Origin of the sequence: Pseudomonas sp. PGPR40 (assembly GCF_022014505.1) — a bacterium.
Taxonomy (GTDB): Bacteria; Pseudomonadota; Gammaproteobacteria; order Pseudomonadales; family Pseudomonadaceae; genus Aquipseudomonas.
In genome coordinates this window covers 15201-30102 of the sequence record NZ_JAKLSP010000048.1, presented here as the reverse complement: position 1 = coordinate 30102, position 14902 = coordinate 15201, and the positions used below count along the sequence as shown (strand labels likewise).

At 58.8% G+C, this 14902-nt stretch carries 14 protein-coding genes; 5 read left to right on the top strand and 9 right to left on the bottom strand.

Annotation, left to right across the window (positions count from 1 at the left end; all coding sequences use genetic code 11):
* Nucleotides 1–297: 297 nt before the first annotated feature.
* Entirely contained in the window at nt 298–1986 is a 1689-nt protein-coding gene (gene fadD2 / locus MEB48_RS27900) for a long-chain-fatty-acid--CoA ligase FadD2 (RefSeq protein ID WP_237886950.1), read from the bottom strand.
* Nucleotides 1987–2242: 256 nt separating this feature from the next.
* Here fadD2 and MEB48_RS27895 point away from each other — a divergent pair, with 256 nt between their 5' ends.
* Nucleotides 2243–3187: an alpha/beta hydrolase gene (locus MEB48_RS27895; protein WP_237886949.1), complete on the top strand. Its 945-nt coding sequence runs from the start codon at nt 2243–2245 to the stop codon at nt 3185–3187.
* Nucleotides 3188–3230: 43 nt separating this feature from the next.
* Entirely contained in the window at nt 3231–3701 is a 471-nt protein-coding gene (locus MEB48_RS27890; protein WP_007934748.1) for a MaoC family dehydratase, read from the top strand.
* 239 nt (nt 3702–3940) lie between these two features.
* Here MEB48_RS27890 and MEB48_RS27885 read toward each other — a convergent pair whose 3' ends face one another.
* Nucleotides 3941–4408 (bottom strand): PA2169 family four-helix-bundle protein, encoded by a 468-nt coding sequence (locus tag MEB48_RS27885; protein WP_237886948.1) that lies wholly within the window; start codon nt 4406–4408, stop codon nt 3941–3943.
* A gap of 205 nt (nt 4409–4613) precedes the next feature.
* On the opposite strand from MEB48_RS27885, the gene MEB48_RS27880 reads away from it, so the two are divergent.
* On the top strand, nt 4614–4850 hold the full coding sequence (locus MEB48_RS27880; protein WP_017340422.1) for a DUF3820 family protein: 237 nt from the start codon (nt 4614–4616) through the stop codon (nt 4848–4850).
* 25 nt (nt 4851–4875) lie between these two features.
* Complete coding sequence (locus tag MEB48_RS27875; RefSeq protein WP_237886947.1) at nt 4876–6057, top strand: aminotransferase class V-fold PLP-dependent enzyme; 1182 nt, start codon at nt 4876–4878, stop codon at nt 6055–6057.
* A gap of 2 nt (nt 6058–6059) precedes the next feature.
* Here MEB48_RS27875 and MEB48_RS27870 read toward each other — a convergent pair whose 3' ends face one another.
* The 4 genes from MEB48_RS27870 to zwf all read right to left on the bottom strand — a co-directional run bounded on the left by MEB48_RS27870 (nt 6060) and on the right by zwf (nt 9855).
* Entirely contained in the window at nt 6060–6785 is a 726-nt protein-coding gene (locus MEB48_RS27870) for an intradiol ring-cleavage dioxygenase (RefSeq protein WP_237886946.1), read from the bottom strand.
* Nucleotides 6786–7002: 217 nt separating this feature from the next.
* Nucleotides 7003–7668 (bottom strand): bifunctional 4-hydroxy-2-oxoglutarate aldolase/2-dehydro-3-deoxy-phosphogluconate aldolase, encoded by a 666-nt coding sequence (locus tag MEB48_RS27865; protein WP_237886945.1) that lies wholly within the window; start codon nt 7666–7668, stop codon nt 7003–7005.
* Nucleotides 7669–7685: 17 nt separating this feature from the next.
* Nucleotides 7686–8399, bottom strand: a complete 714-nt coding sequence (gene pgl / locus MEB48_RS27860; RefSeq protein ID WP_237886944.1) for a 6-phosphogluconolactonase — start codon at nt 8397–8399, stop codon at nt 7686–7688.
* A complete protein-coding gene (zwf, locus tag MEB48_RS27855) occupies nt 8386–9855 on the bottom strand; it encodes a glucose-6-phosphate dehydrogenase (RefSeq protein WP_237886943.1) in 1470 nt (489 codons plus the stop codon). Before zwf ends, pgl begins: the two co-directional genes overlap by 14 nt.
* 228 nt (nt 9856–10083) lie before the next feature.
* Here zwf and MEB48_RS27850 point away from each other — a divergent pair, with 228 nt between their 5' ends.
* Nucleotides 10084–10944, top strand: coding sequence for a MurR/RpiR family transcriptional regulator (locus MEB48_RS27850; RefSeq protein WP_176466927.1), 861 nt, complete (start codon nt 10084–10086; stop codon nt 10942–10944).
* Nucleotides 10945–11052: 108 nt separating this feature from the next.
* Here MEB48_RS27850 and MEB48_RS27845 read toward each other — a convergent pair whose 3' ends face one another.
* The 3 genes from MEB48_RS27845 to MEB48_RS27835 all read right to left on the bottom strand — a co-directional run bounded on the left by MEB48_RS27845 (nt 11053) and on the right by MEB48_RS27835 (nt 14902).
* On the bottom strand, nt 11053–11922 hold the full coding sequence (locus tag MEB48_RS27845) for a D-hexose-6-phosphate mutarotase (protein ID WP_237886942.1): 870 nt from the start codon (nt 11920–11922) through the stop codon (nt 11053–11055).
* A gap of 231 nt (nt 11923–12153) precedes the next feature.
* Entirely contained in the window at nt 12154–13500 is a 1347-nt protein-coding gene (locus MEB48_RS27840) for a carbohydrate porin (RefSeq protein ID WP_237886941.1), read from the bottom strand.
* 241 nt (nt 13501–13741) lie between these two features.
* Complete coding sequence (locus MEB48_RS27835; RefSeq protein WP_237886940.1) at nt 13742–14902, bottom strand: ABC transporter ATP-binding protein; 1161 nt, start codon at nt 14900–14902, stop codon at nt 13742–13744.

Sequence of the window (14902 nt, the reverse complement as noted above, 5' to 3'; positions counted from 1 at the left end):
GTAGAAGCCAGGAACGTCAGTTCCGAGCCTTGCTGCGCAAGGCTCGGAAACTGGGGATGGACTTGGTGAAGGCAGCGTGATTTTTCTTTTTAAATCAATTGGTTATTTTTTGTTTGATGAGAGCGAGCTTGCTCGCGAAAGCGGTATATCTGGAGACATCAATGTTGAGTGTATCGCCGCCTTCGCGGGCAAGCCCGCTCCTACAAGGTCCGCGCTGTACACATTCTTTGTGTGCAACATTAAACCTGTGGGAGCGAGGCTTGCCCGCGAACCGTGCGAAGCGCGGCCATTCACCGATCAGGCGATCTCTCGCAACTCCCGCCGCAGAATCTTGCCCACCGGCGTCATCGGCAACGACTCACGCAAGACGATGTGCTTGGGCACTTTGTATGCCGTGAAGTTTTCCTTGCAATAGGCCTTCAGCTCTTCAAGGCTGACCCCGGATTCGCGGGCCACCACAAACAACTTCACCGCCTCCCCCGAACGCTCGTCCGGCACGCCGATCACCGCGCAGTTGGCGACTTTCGGGTGGGCCATTACCACGTCTTCGATCTCGTTCGGGTACACGTTGAAGCCCGAGACAATGATCATGTCTTTCTTGCGATCGACGATGCGCACGAAACCGTCCGGGTCGATCACCGCGATGTCGCCCGACTTGAACCAGCCGTCGGCGTCCAGCACTTCGGCGGTGGCTTCGGGCTTCTGCCAGTAACCCTTCATGATCTGCGGGCCCTTGATGCACAGTTCACCACGCTCGCCCAGCGGTAGTTCGATGCCCTCATCGTTGATGATCTTGAGCGTCGTGCCCGGCACCGGCAGGCCGACCGTGCCAATGCGCGACTTGTCGCCGTAAGGGTTAGTGCAGGCCACCGGCGAGGTTTCGGTCAGGCCATAACCTTCTGTGATCCGGCAACCAGTGAGCTGCTCCCAGCGCTCGGCCGTGGCCTTGACCAGCGCGGTGCCGCCGGAGTTGGTGAGCTTGAGGCTGGAGAAGTCCAGGGTCTTGAAGTCCGGATGGTCCATCAGCGCGACAAACAGCGTGTTGAGCCCCAGAAGCATCGAGAACCGCCAGTTCTTCAGCTCTTTGATGAAGGCGCCAATGTCCCGTGGATTGGTGATCAACACGTTGTGATTGCCGGTCACCATCATGCACATGCAGTTCGCCGTGAAGGCATAGATATGGTAAAGCGGCAGCGGCGCGATCATCACTTCCTGGCCTTCGCGCAGCAGCGGCTGACCGTCGTTGCCGAATTGCCCCAGACACGCGCGCGCCTGCTGCATGTTCGCCACCAGATTTCCGTGGGTCAGCATCGCGCCCTTGGCCAGCCCGGTGGTGCCGCCGGTGTATTGCAACACCGCGATATCGTCGAGGCCGACGTTCAGCGGTTTGATGCCCAGGCCCCGACCCAGACGCAACGCACTCTTGAAGGAAATGGCCTGCGGCAACGAATACGCCGGGACCATTTTCTTGACTTTGCTCACCAGGGTATTGACCAGCCAGCCCTTGGCGGTGGGCATCAGGTCGCCCATCTTCGCTTCGATCAGGTACTGGATGTCGGTGTCGGGCAGCACTTCCTGGACCTTCTGGCCGAACACATTCAGGTAGACCAGCGCCCGGGCACCGGAGTCCTTGAACTGATGACGCATCTCCCGCGCGGTGTACAACGGGTTGGTATTGACCACGATCAGCCCGGCGCGCAAGGCACCGAATACGGCAATCGGGTAATGCAGGATGTTGGGCATCTGCACCGCGATGCGATCCCCCGGCACCAGGTCGGTATGAGCTTGCAGGTAACCGGCGAACGCAGCGCTGTAGCGTTCCAGTTCGGCGTAGGTCAGGGTCACGCCCATGTTGCTGAATGCCGGGCGGTCGGCAAATTTCTTGCAGGAACGCTCGAACACCTCGATCACCGACTTATAGGCCCCAAGGTCAATATCCAGGAGCACGCCGGCCGGGCGCTTGTCATTCCAGAAATCAGGTTGCATTATTTTTGTCCTCTTTACCTGAGTCATCCGGGGCCGCTTTTCTGTCCTTCTCTCTCATTCCATAAAAAGCAGGAAGCGAAAAACGGTGCTTCCCGGACACTAGCAGCTATGGTGAATCAGGCAAATATGCGCACGGGCGTCATAGATCGCGTGAATCTTGCTGCCCCGCCGTGGCCTGATCAGACGGCCCGCGACGGATGCGCTATACAATGCAGCGGGGCTGTTTCCCACCCCAGCTCAACGCAAAGGAACCGCCATGATTCACGACACTTTCTGGCTGACCGCGAGTGACCGCAGTCGCCTTTTCGTCAACCAGTGGCTGCCGGCCGCGCCGCTCAAGGCGGTGATCCTGCTGGCCCACGGCATGGCAGAACACAGCGGCCGCTACGCCCGTCTGGCGCAAGCATGCTGTGATCAGGATTACGGCGTTTATGCGCCGGACCTGCGTGGACATGGCAAAACTGCCGAAAACGGTACGCTTGGCCATTTCGCCGATGACGACGGCTGGTGCAAAGTGGTCGGCGATCTGGCCAGCCTTAACCAACACATCGGCCAACAGCATCCCGGCGTGCCGATCGTGTTGCTGGGTCACAGCATGGGCAGTTACATCGCCCAGGGTTACTTGCTGCACCACAGCGCCAGCCTGCACGGGGCGATTCTCAGCGGCTCGAACTTCCAGCCCATGGCGCTCTATCGCGCCGCGCGACAGATTGCTCGCCTCGAACGCCTGCGCCAAGGCCCCAAGGGGCGCAGTGCGCTGATCGAATGGCTGTCATTCGGCTCGTTCAACAAAAAATTCAAACCGGCGCGCACGCCGTTCGACTGGCTGAGCCGTGATCCGGCTGAAGTCGACAAATACGCCAATGACCCGCTCTGTGGCTTTCGCTGCACCAATCAACTGTGGATCGACTTGCTGGGCGGCTTGCAGCAAATCAGCAAAGCGTCCAATCTCGCCCAGATCGATCCGGGCCTGCCGCTGCTGGTGATTGGCGGCGAATGTGATCCGGTGAGCGAAGGCAAACGTCTGAAATATCTGGCCCACGCCCTGCGCGACGCTGGCTGCCAGAGCCTGCAGCTGACGATTTACCCGCAGGCCCGGCATGAACTGTTCAACGAGAGCAACCGCGACGAAGTGACGGCCGATGTGCTGAACTGGATCGCTCAGGCCTTGAGCAACCGCCGGCCACCCAGAGCCGAATAGTTTTTTTGTGGATTTATTTAATTCGTCACAGGAATCGAGACAGATGACCCAGGTTACCAACACCCCTTACGAAGCCCTCGAAATCGGCCAGACCGCCAGCTACAGCAAGACCGTCGAAGAGCGCGACATTCAGTTGTTCGCCGCGATGTCCGGCGACCACAACCCGGTGCACCTGGACGCCGAATTTGCCGCCGCCAGCATGTTCAAGGAGCGTATCGCCCACGGCATGTTCAGCGGCGCGTTGATCAGCGCAGCGGTGGCTTGCGAGTTGCCTGGGCCGGGGACTATTTATATCGGTCAGACGATGAGCTTTCAGAAACCGGTGAAGATTGGCGACACCCTGACCGTGCGCCTGGAGATTCTCGAAAAACTGCCGAAGTTTCGTGTGCGTATCGCCACGCGGGTGTTCAACCAGCGCGACGAGTTGGTGGTGGACGGCGAGGCGGAGATTCTGGCGCCGCGCAAGCAACAGACCGTGACATTGCCGACGTTGCCGGCGATCAGCATCGGCTGATTCCAAGCTCCCTCGCCACAGGCAAGCCGCGAAACCTGTAGGAGCGAGCTTGCTCGCGAAAGCGGTATATCAGGCGACATCAATGTTGACTGTACCGCCGTTTTCGCGAGCAAGCTCGCTCCTACATGGCATTGAGGAAAGCCCCCTCGCCACAGTGAATGCAGCATTATCGTTCTTCTTACAATTCCGAACACAAAAAAACGCCAGACTAACTGGCGTTTTTGACAGACAACGAACGCTTATGAGCGTGCGCGAGCCTGATTACGTAGCGCTTTCACCTGATCGTGGTTGCGTTGCACGCCGTGATATTGGCGTTCAACGATGTCACGAATGCTCACCAGGTTGTTCTCGTTGATTTTTTCCAGTGCTTCCTTGTAAGCCTTCACCGCGTGGTCCTCACCACGTTCGGCTTCGTTCAGCACGGCCTCGTCATCCTTGCCGGTGAACATCGCCTTCACGTCGACCCACCGACGATGCATATCGCCGCTGACACTGGTGGAAGTTTCCGGATCACCGCCCAGGGAACGCACAGTCGCCTGCAGCTCGGCCGCAGCGGCAGCGCAGTCGGTGGAGCGCTGAATGAACAGGGTTTTGATTTCTGGATTTTTGAGGTCTTCAGCGCAAGTCTTGAACCCTTCCTGACCGTCTTTACAGGTTTCAATCAGGTCGTTGAGTACAGAGATCGCTTCTTTATTAATGTCGGTCATTTTTCAATTCCTTGCGGTTGATGAAAGATGCAATGAGTCGTTGCACCCTGCATGCCAGCTTTGAATTGACGTCTTTTTACTTATATTTCAATCAGTTGGAGTTTAAGGCGAAATATGTATCCGCTTTTTTTGCATGATCTGTCATTTGGCCTGCATGCAGAATGCCTGTATTTTCCAGGCTGTTTTTGAATCTAGATAACTGATGATGAATCCCGAAAAGCTCGAACTGCTGATTACCCGCCAAATGCCCTTCGGCAAATACAAGGGCCGCATCATCGCTGACCTGCCCGGTCAATACCTGAACTGGTTTGCTCGCGAAGGTTTCCCCCATGGTGAACTCGGCGGTTTGCTGGCCTTGATGCAGGAAATCGACCATAACGGCTTGTCGGAGCTGCTCGAACCGCTGCGCGCCAAACACGGCAAACCCGCCCCTCGCCACTGACCCGCCCTACTTCACCGAGTTGCTCATGCCCGATAACACCCGCCGCTCCCGCGATGAAGCCTTTTGGCTGACCTTTGCCGACCGCTATGCTGTCGAACCCGGCCCCCTGAATCTCGAGAACGGTTACTTCGGGCGCATGTCGCGCACGGTGGTCGAGGAGTATCAGCGCAACATCGAACTGATCAACCGCGGCAACTCGGTGCATGTGCGCCAGCGCTTCGAACAGGGCGAAAGCGTCAAGATTCGTGAACAACTGGCCGAGCTGATCGGTGCGCCCGCCGAAGCCGTCGCCCTCACCCATAACGCCTCGGACGGCCTGCAATCGCTGATCCGCAACTACAACCGCCTGGAGCCGGGCGATCAGGTGCTGATAGGCGATCTGGAGTACGACACGGTCAAGGGCGCGATGCGTTGGCTGGCCCGCTATCGAGGCGTGGAAGTGATCGAGATCGAACACCGCCACCCCGCCAGTTTCGACAGTTTACTGACCACTTACCGCGAAGCTTTCGAGCGTTATCCGCGACTGAAGCTGATGGCCTTGACCCACGTCACCCATCGCACCGGATTGGTGATGCCAGTACAGGCAATTGCTGCTGCCGCCAGGGAATACGGCATTGACGTGATCCTCGACGGCGCCCATGCCCTCGGCCAGATCGAGTTCAATCTCGATGAGCTGGGCATCGCCTTTGCCGGCTACAACCTGCACAAATGGATCGGTGCGCCACTGACCCTCGGTTTCATTTACATCGCGCCCGAGCGCCTGGCCGATATCGACCCGGACATGGGCGAGATGCATTTCCCGGTCACCGACATTCGCGCCCGCACGCCCTACAGCACGCCCAATATTCCGGCGCTGCTGACCCTGCCGCTGGTGTTCGAAGAACATCGCGCCATGGGCGGTTCCGTCGCCAAGGGCATGCGGCTTAATTATCTGCGAAACCGATGGGTCAAAGCCGTTCGGGCATTACCGGGGATCGAAGTCATGACCCCGGATGACCCACGCCTGTATTGCGGCATCACCTCGATGCGCTTTACCCGACATACCGACCAACAGGCAATGGTCGAGCGACTGCTCAACGACTACAACCTGTTTACCGTGATGCGCAGCGGCGCAGCGTGTGGCCCGTGCATCCGCATTACGCCGGGGCTCACCACCACCGCAGCGGACATGGATCTACTGGCCCGGGCGCTGAGCGAATTGAGCTGATGTCACACGGTGTATTTGTCGAAGTCCTCAGGCTTGATTTGCGATGACACCGCAAACGTGTCGACACCGATGGTCATGTGCCCGAAAAAGCCGTCTTCATTCGAGTCTCGACCGATGGCGTGAACGTTCAGGGTCGAGGCTTCACCACCCATGGTTTCATAGAAAAAATCTTGATCGTTGGTCAGCGGTGAGACGGCTCGACCACTGTACTCACGGGCGTTAAGCACCGACCTTGATGCGATCTCGGGAAAATAAAGCTGCCCGACCCAAGCGACATGTCGCTCTTCCAGATAGTTGTTGCCGGCCGTGATGCGGACAGCGACGTGGATGTGCAGGGCGCGTCCGGCGTAATACCCCGGATAAATGGTGGTAAACCGCACGATGCCTTTTTTGTCGGTGAATTGCCCACCGCGCAGGTAAGTGTCGTCATCAGTACGCGGGATCGAGCCGATATCACCGACGTCGACCTCCTTGTCCGGGTCGACCTTGCTCCAGCCCGAATACGCCCCGCGCGCGTTGCAATGCCAGATATCAACCACCGCCCCGGTGACCGGTTGACCGGTCATGGCATCGACGATCGTCAGCCGCAGCACCAAGGGGATGCCATCCATGCCTTCGCTGATGTTTCGCCTGATCAGTTTGGGGTTTCGAAAATACGGGCCGGCGATCTGTTCGGGTGACAGTTGGCACACCGGTGGTGGGGATGTAAGTGCAGTGTTGTCATCCATGACGTTCTCTCTTCCATAAGATGAACGCAGGTTAACGCTGGACGAGCGGCGAGATGCGGTAACTATGTATCGCATGATGTCCTGTAGGTTTCTTTTTTGGCAAAAAAAACGTGGCAGCCATAAGGGTTTTCTTTCAGGCAAAAAAAAACGGTGCACCGACCAAGCGCACCGTAAAACCGTAGAACACACCAACGAAGTGTTTGGTAAATCCGCTCAATCAGTCCAGCAAAGCCAATGCCTCGGCAGTGCACTCCTGGATGCGGGCCCAGTCGCCGTTCTTGATCCACTCGGGGTCAAGCATCCAGCTACCGCCTACGCACATCACGTTTTTCAACGCCATGTAGCTCTTGATGTTCGCCGGGCTGACGCCGCCGGTCGGGCAGAATTTTACTTCGCCGAACGGACCGCCCAGCGCCTTGATGGCCGCGACGCCGCCACTGACTTCCGCCGGGAACAGCTTGAAACGGCGATAACCCAGGCTATAGCCTTCCATGATGCCGGAGGCGTTGCTGATGCCCGGCAACAGCGGGATCGGGCTGCCGACACTGGCTTCAAGCAGGTCACGGGTGATGCCCGGCGTCACGATGAATTGCGAACCGGCCGCTTCGGCAGCGGCCAGCATGCCGCGATCAAGCACGGTGCCCGCGCCGGTGATCAGTTCCGGACGCTGCTCGCGCAGGATCTGGATCGCCTTGAGACCGAACTGCGAACGCAGGGTCACTTCCAGCGCCGTCAAGCCACCGGCCGCCAGGGCGTCGGCCAATGGCAGCACGTCCTGTTCACGAGCGATGGTGATCACCGGCAGGATCCGCGCCTTGGCGCAGAGGCTGTCGATCAGGGCAACTTTGTCCGCCATGGAAACGGTCGGGGATGTGTTTGTCATAGCGGCTGATCCTTGGTTCATGGGCACCAGTAAATCTCTAACGTAGGTTGCAGAAACGCCCGAATCGGCATGGCAGCGACATCGTCACCGGCCAGTGCGGCATTCAGGGTTGTCAGCTTGGACTGACCGGAAATCGATAGAACAGTGTGCTTCGCCGAGGCCAGCAGCGCGCGACTCATGGTCAGGCGCTGATGAGGCACGGTTGGCGCCAGCATCGGCCAGCAGCGACGGGTACCGTCGAGTTTCAAGGCATCGGCCAGGTTCGGGCTGTTGGGGAACAGCGACGCGGTATGACCGTCGTCACCCATGCCCAGCACCAGCACGTCGATCGGCGGCAATTCGGCGAGCAAGCGATCAGCCTGTTCGGCGGCCTGCTCCAGGTTGGCGGTGGCGCTGTACAGGCTCAGAAACTGAGCCTTGGCCGCCGGGCCTTGCAACAGGTAACGCTTGAGCAGACCGGCATTGCTGTCGGCATGCTCCACCGGCACCCAGCGCTCATCAGCCAGGCTGACAACCACTTTCGACCAGTCCAGCGCCTGCTTGGCCAAGTGCTGGAAAAACGCCACCGGGCTACGTCCGCCAGACACCACCAGCGTCGCGGCGCCTTGCGCGGCAATCGCGTCGCTCAGTTGTTTGGCCACCGCCAATGCCAGGCCTTCGGCCAGCAGCACCGGGCTTTTGAACTCATGAGCGCTAACGCCCTGAGGCAGCTTCAATTCAGATATCGCCATACCACGACCTCCCGTCCCGCGTAATCAGTGCAATGGAGCTCATCGGCCCCCAAGACCCGGCCGCGTACGGCTTGGGCGCATCACCGGATTTCTTCCACCCGGCGATCAACTGGTCACACCACTTCCACGCGGCTTCGATTTCATCTTTACGGACAAACAAATTCTGATTGCCGCGCATTACTTCCAGCAACAACCGCTCGTAGGCGTCGGGAATCCGCGCGCTGCGATAAGTGTCGGAAAAATTCAGCTGCAACGGACCGCTACGCAGCTGCATGCCCTTGTCCAGGCCTTGTTCTTTGGTCATCACGCGCAAGGAAATGCCTTCGTCCGGTTGCAGGCGGATGATCAGTTTGTTGCTGATCTGCAAGCGCTGCTCGGGGGCGAAGATGTAGTGCGACGGCTCCTTGAAATGGATGACGATCTGCGACAGCTTCTGCGGCATGCGCTTGCCGGTGCGCAGGTAGAACGGCACGCCGGCCCAGCGCCAGTTGCGAATGTCGGCACGCAGGGCGACGAAGGTTTCGGTGTCGCTCTGGGTGTTGGAATTAGGCTCTTCCAGATACCCGGGTACCGATTTGCCTTCACTGTGGCCGGCGATGTACTGGCCGCGCACCACTTGAGTGGTCAGGCCTTCCGGACTGATCGGCGCCAGTGCCTTGAGGACTTTGACTTTCTCGTCGCGGATGCTGTCGGCGGACAGGTCGGCCGGCGGGTCCATGGCGATCAGGCAGAGTAATTGCAGCAGGTGATTCTGGATCATGTCCCGCAGCTGCCCGGCCTTGTCGAAATAGCCCCAACGGCCCTCGATCCCGACCTGCTCGGCCACGGTGATTTCCACGTGGGAAATGTAATTCTGGTTCCACTGGGTTTCGAACAGGCTGTTGGCGAAACGCAGGGCGATCAGGTTTTGTACGGTCTCTTTACCCAGGTAGTGGTCGATGCGATAGGTGCGGTTCTCCGGGAAGAACTGCGCCACGGCGTCGTTGACCTTGCGCGAGGATTCAAGGTCCGAACCGATGGGTTTTTCCAGCACCACGCGGGTATTTTCGCTCAGGCCAACCTTCGACAGGTTCTCGCAAATAGCGCCATAAACCGCCGCCGGGGTAGCGAAGTAGGCAATCACTCGTTGGGCACTGCCAGCCTGCTCGGCCAAGGCGACATAGTCGTCAGTCTTGAGGAAGTCGACGTGCAGGTAGCTCAAGCGGGCCAGGAAGCGCTCGAGCACAGCGTCATCCAGTTCTTTGGCTCCGACATAGCGGCGCAACTCAGCGGCGATGAACGCCAGATGTTGCTGCTCGCTGCCGGATTCACGGGCCAGCGCAATAATGCGCGTATCCTCATGAAGCAGGCCGGCGCCATCGAGTTGATAAAGGGCAGGAAACAGCTTGCGCAAGGCCAGATCGCCGAGAGCGCCGAACAAGGCAAAGGTGCAAGGTTCAACCGTAATCGAAGGCATGATGTTTGTTCTTTTATCAAGTTAAGCTACAAATACCTTTTTTCAAGGCATCACTCAAGGGAAAATGTAGTAATAACCACAACATTTTCGCAAAATATAGATTCCGAGTGGTGGTCGGTCGGAGCCATCAGTAGGATAGGCCACCGTTATGGGCCGTATCAAAGGCCCAATTTGCATTAGCCGAACGCTTATTTGCGCTGCTGACCTAAGGAACATGAAATGGACCGCGTGCGAAATTTACTGGAACAGATCCAGAATCGCCTTGAAGACCTGAACAAGGCAGAACGCAAAGTCGCCGAAGTGATCCTGCTCAACCCGCAGCAGGCCACCCGGTTCAGTATCGCCGCCCTCGCCCAGGCCGCTTCGGTCAGCGAACCGACAGTCAATCGTTTTTGCCGCTCGTTCGGTGTCAGCGGCTACCCGGAACTGAAACTGCAGCTGGCCCAGAGCCTGGCCAGTGGCGCGGCGTATGTCAGCCGCGCGGTGGAAGCCGACGACAACCCGGAAGCCTACACCCAGAAAATCTTCGGCAGCGCGATCGCGTCGCTGGACAGCGCCTGCCAGGCATTGGATCCGAACCTGATCAGCCGTGCCGTCGACCTGTTGATCCAGGCCCGGCAGATCCACTTCTTCGGTCTCGGCGCCTCGGCCCCGGTGGCACTGGATGCACAGCACAAATTCTTCCGCTTCAACCTGGCAGTGACCGCCCATGCCGACGTGCTGATGCAACGCATGATCGCCTCGGTGGCCCATACCGGTGAGTTGTTCGTGATCATTTCCTACACCGGCCGCACCCGCGAACTGGTGGAAGTGGCGCGCATCGCCCGGGAAAACGGCGCTTCAGTACTGGGCCTGACGGCCGAGGGTTCGCCGCTGGCCAAGGCGAGTACCTTGAGCCTGAACATTCCACTGCCGGAAGACACCGACATCTACATGCCGATGACGTCGCGGATCATTCAGTTGACCGTGCTCGATGTGCTCGCCACCGGCATGACCCTGCGCCGGGGTGTGGATTTCCAACCGCATTTGCGCAAGATCAAGGAAAGCCTGAATGCCAGTCGGTATCCGATTGGCGATGAGTTTAGTTAACCCCTACCGATCGTTCCCACGCTCTGCGTGGGAATGCCTCTAGGGACGCTCCGCGTCCAGTGACGCAGAGCGTCACGGGCTGCATTCCCACGCAGAGCGTGGGAACGATCAAGCGCAGAGCGTGGGAACGATCACCCGCGCCTGCAAACTCAAATGCGCCCGCTCCCCCGGCGGCAGGCACAGGCTATCGGTCCCGCCGCTGGCCGCTTCCACACAGACGAACTCTAAAACCTCGCTCCAGCTCACGCCCAGCAATGGCCGCGAGCCCGGATGCCAGACCACCGTGTCCGCATGGTCGCCGGTGTCGATACACAGTTCCCGCTGCCAGGCGTGGTCCTTGAGCTGCAATTCACCGTCATGCTGAAACACGCGCTGACAACCGCCGTCGACCCGCAACTCGCCTTCCTGCTGGCAAACCTGGCGGCTCAACTGGTCGTAACCTTGCGCGCCGTCGAGCCCAGACAGCGCTACCTCAGCCACGTCACCAATACGCCAATAGGCGTGCAACGCCTGGCTCAACTGGCACGGCATGTCGTCCTGATGTTCAGTACTCAGGTGCAAATCCATGCGTTCGCCCAAGTGCGCGTGCAAGTCCACTTGCCAGTCGCACAGCTGTAACTGCCAGTGCAGATGCACGCCATCGTCATCACTGCTGCTGTCGAGCAGTTTCCAGTCGAGCAAACGCGCCCAGCCATGGGACGGCCAGGCGTTTTCGTTCGGATGACGGCCGTACCACGGCCAACACACCGGCACACCGCCGCGAATCGCACCAACATGCGGCCACTTTGCCGCACACCACAACCAGGGTTTCTGACCCTTTGGCTGAAAGTGCAGCAACTGCGCGCCCTGCCGACTGAACACCGCCTGACACAGCGGATGGTCGATCACCAGCACATCGCGCATCTGATAGCGCTCCCACGCAAACACCGGACGTTCGCGCAAGGATTTGAAGAAGCGTTGTAGCGGATGCTCAAGCATGTGCCGCGGTCCTGAAAATCATTTTTCTACCTGATCATTCCCACGCTCTGCGTGGGAATGCATCCCGTGACGCTCTGCGTCACATACGATGGACGCAGAGCGTCCAGAGCGGCGTTACCACGCAGAACGTGGGAACGATCTGTCCAAGGGGTGTGCTGCCCCCAAAAAAAAGCGGACAGCCATGGCCGTCCGCAAAAATGCGCACATAGAGAGGAGCTTATCGCAGACGCGTTAGAACACCGACTGAATTTTCAGGCCGGCGACCAGCGCGTTGTCGACTTCATCCACACCACCCGGGTGAGTGATGTATTGCAGGTTAGGACGTACGGTCAGCCAGTTGGTAACGTGGAAGCCGTAGTTGATCTCGTAGTTGTACTCGGTGGAGCGCAACGGCGAGAACAGCGGATCGTTGTAGTCGCTGACACCATTGGCGGCGTTGACCAATTCGGCGTTTTTCTTCACGTCATCGTTGACATGGATACGGGCAAAACCGATCCCGACGTCATCCTTTGGACGTGCATCGAACGGGCCCTTGTACACAAACATCAGCGACTGGTAGTTGTCGACGATATTGGTGTCCTTGTCGTGGAAGGTGGCGTTGGCCGCAATGTTCAGACCGCGCGAAGCGTCACCGTTGTGGGTGGTGAGCTGTTGCTGTGCAACGAACCAGTAGCCGGACTTGCTGCTGTGGCTGCGATAGGCATTGCCGCTGGTAGCCGCATCATTGCCGTCTTCATCTTCACGAACGTCATCGGCCTTGGCCGTACTCTTGTAGTAACCGACACGGTATTCGCCCGGCAGGTTGTTGACCTTCGGCGACCAGACCAGTTCGACCGGCAAGACGGTGCCTTCGGTACCACTGCCGCTAAGCTTGAAGCCGTTACCGTGCTCCAGTTGCGACGGGTTCTGGTTGTACGCGCCGATCTGCGCATAGAACTCAGGCGTAATGTTGTACTTCACGCGAACCGCCGCCTGCATGACCGGCCAGTTGTACCAGATGTTGGTTGCCCAGTTACCCACTTGGGAACCGCAGAACGCCAGGTTCTGGAACTCGCAAGGGAAGGTGTTGAAGTCTTCACCTTCACCGAAGTACCCGGCTTTGACATCCAGCTTGTTGTCGAGGAACTGATGCTGAATCCACAATTGAGTCAGACGAACCATGTGGCCCCGGCCGTAGACTTCCTGAGAAGAACTCAAGGTGCCGGCACGCGGGTCGCCGACACGGTCATTGGAGATGTTCTCACCGTTACGGTTGGTGAGCTGGATCTTGGCCTGGGTGTTATCCCAGCCCCACAGCTTTTCCAGATCCAGCGCCACGCCCAGGCCAAACTGGTCGGCGTAACGCGCTGTCTTGTCGTCGTTGTAGCCGCCATGCAGGTTGGCGCCCACTTCACCGACGTAGTCGGCCTTGATGTCGATACCTTGTTCGATCAGCCTGGTCCGTGCGCCACCCCAATCCCCGGTCATCCACTGCGAGTCGGCACTGAACGCGTCAGCCGCGTGTACGCTACCGGCCAGCATCATCGCCGCAACGGCTGACAACTGGCAGATAAGCTGAGCGTTGTTGTTCTTCTTCATCCCTACATCCTCGTCTTATTGTTATTAACTGTTTTTATCTAACGCGGTTTACAACGGTTGCGGCGGATGTCCCCATCTGCCGCGAATCCCCCTATGGGAGCGAGTTGTGGCGAGGGGGCTTGCCCCCGTTGGGCCGCGCAGCGGACCCAAAAAATTTGCGAGCGCTACGCACTCGAACGGGGCGGTGCGGCGTTCCGACAAGCCCCCTCGCCACACAAGCCCACTCCCACAATTTTGATCTTCAGCGACCTTTGAATTGGGCGACGTTGGCGCTGTGAGCTTCGGTTTTTGGCAGGCCGGCCACCCCCAGGCGTTCACCGGTCTTGGCATCGAACAACAGCACTTTCGATGGATCGAATTGCAGGGTCAGGGTCTCGCCCACGGCTGGCGCGACGTCCGGTGCCAGGCGGCAGCAGACTTTGGTGTCGTTGAGATTGACGAATACCAGGGTGTCGGGGCCGGTCGGTTCGGTGACCTGCACTTCGGCACGAATGGTCGGCAAACCATTCGGCTCGCCGTTCGCCAGCACGATTTGCTCCGGGCGCATGCCGAGGATCACTTCGCGGTCTTCGAGGCCGGCGTCCTGCATAGCCAGCGGCAATTCGCAGCGCGCCTGACCACTGTCGAGCAGCGCTATCAACCGACCTTCCTTACGCTGCAAACGCAGGGGGATGAAGTTCATCGGCGGCGAACCGATGAAGCTCGCCACGAACAAGTTGGCCGGGTTGTTGTAGATGTCTTTCGGCGTGCCGAACTGCTGAATGATCCCGTCCTTCATCACCGCCACTTTGTCGCCCAGGGTCATGGCTTCGATCTGGTCGTGAGTCACATAGACCGTGGTGGTTTTCAGGCGCTGGTGCATCAGTTTCATTTCGGTGCGCATCTCGACCCGCAGCTTGGCGTCGAGGTTGGACAGCGGTTCGTCGAACAGGTAAATCTTCGGCCGCCGCGCCAGCGCCCGGCCCATGGCCACGCGTTGTTGCTGACCACCGGAGAGTTGACCGGGCTTGCGATTGAGCAGGTGTTCGATTTGCAGCAGCTTGGCTACGCGAGCGACTTCTTCGTCGATTTCGGCCGTCGGCATTTTGCGAATTTTCAGGCCGAAGGCGATGTTGTCGCGCACGCTCATGGTCGGGTACAGCGCGTAGGACTGAAACACCATGGCGATGTCGCGATCTTTCGGGCTCATGCCGCTGATGTCGGCGTCGTCCACCAGGATCGCGCCGCCGCTGATGTTTTCCAGACCGGCGATGCAGTTCATCAAGGTGGATTTGCCACAGCCCGATGGACCAACCAGGATCAGGAACTCACCGTCATTGATCTTCAGCTCGATGTTTTTCAGGGTGTCCGGCAAGCCGGCGCCGTAGGTCTTGTTGACGTTGCGTAATTCGAGAGTTGCCAT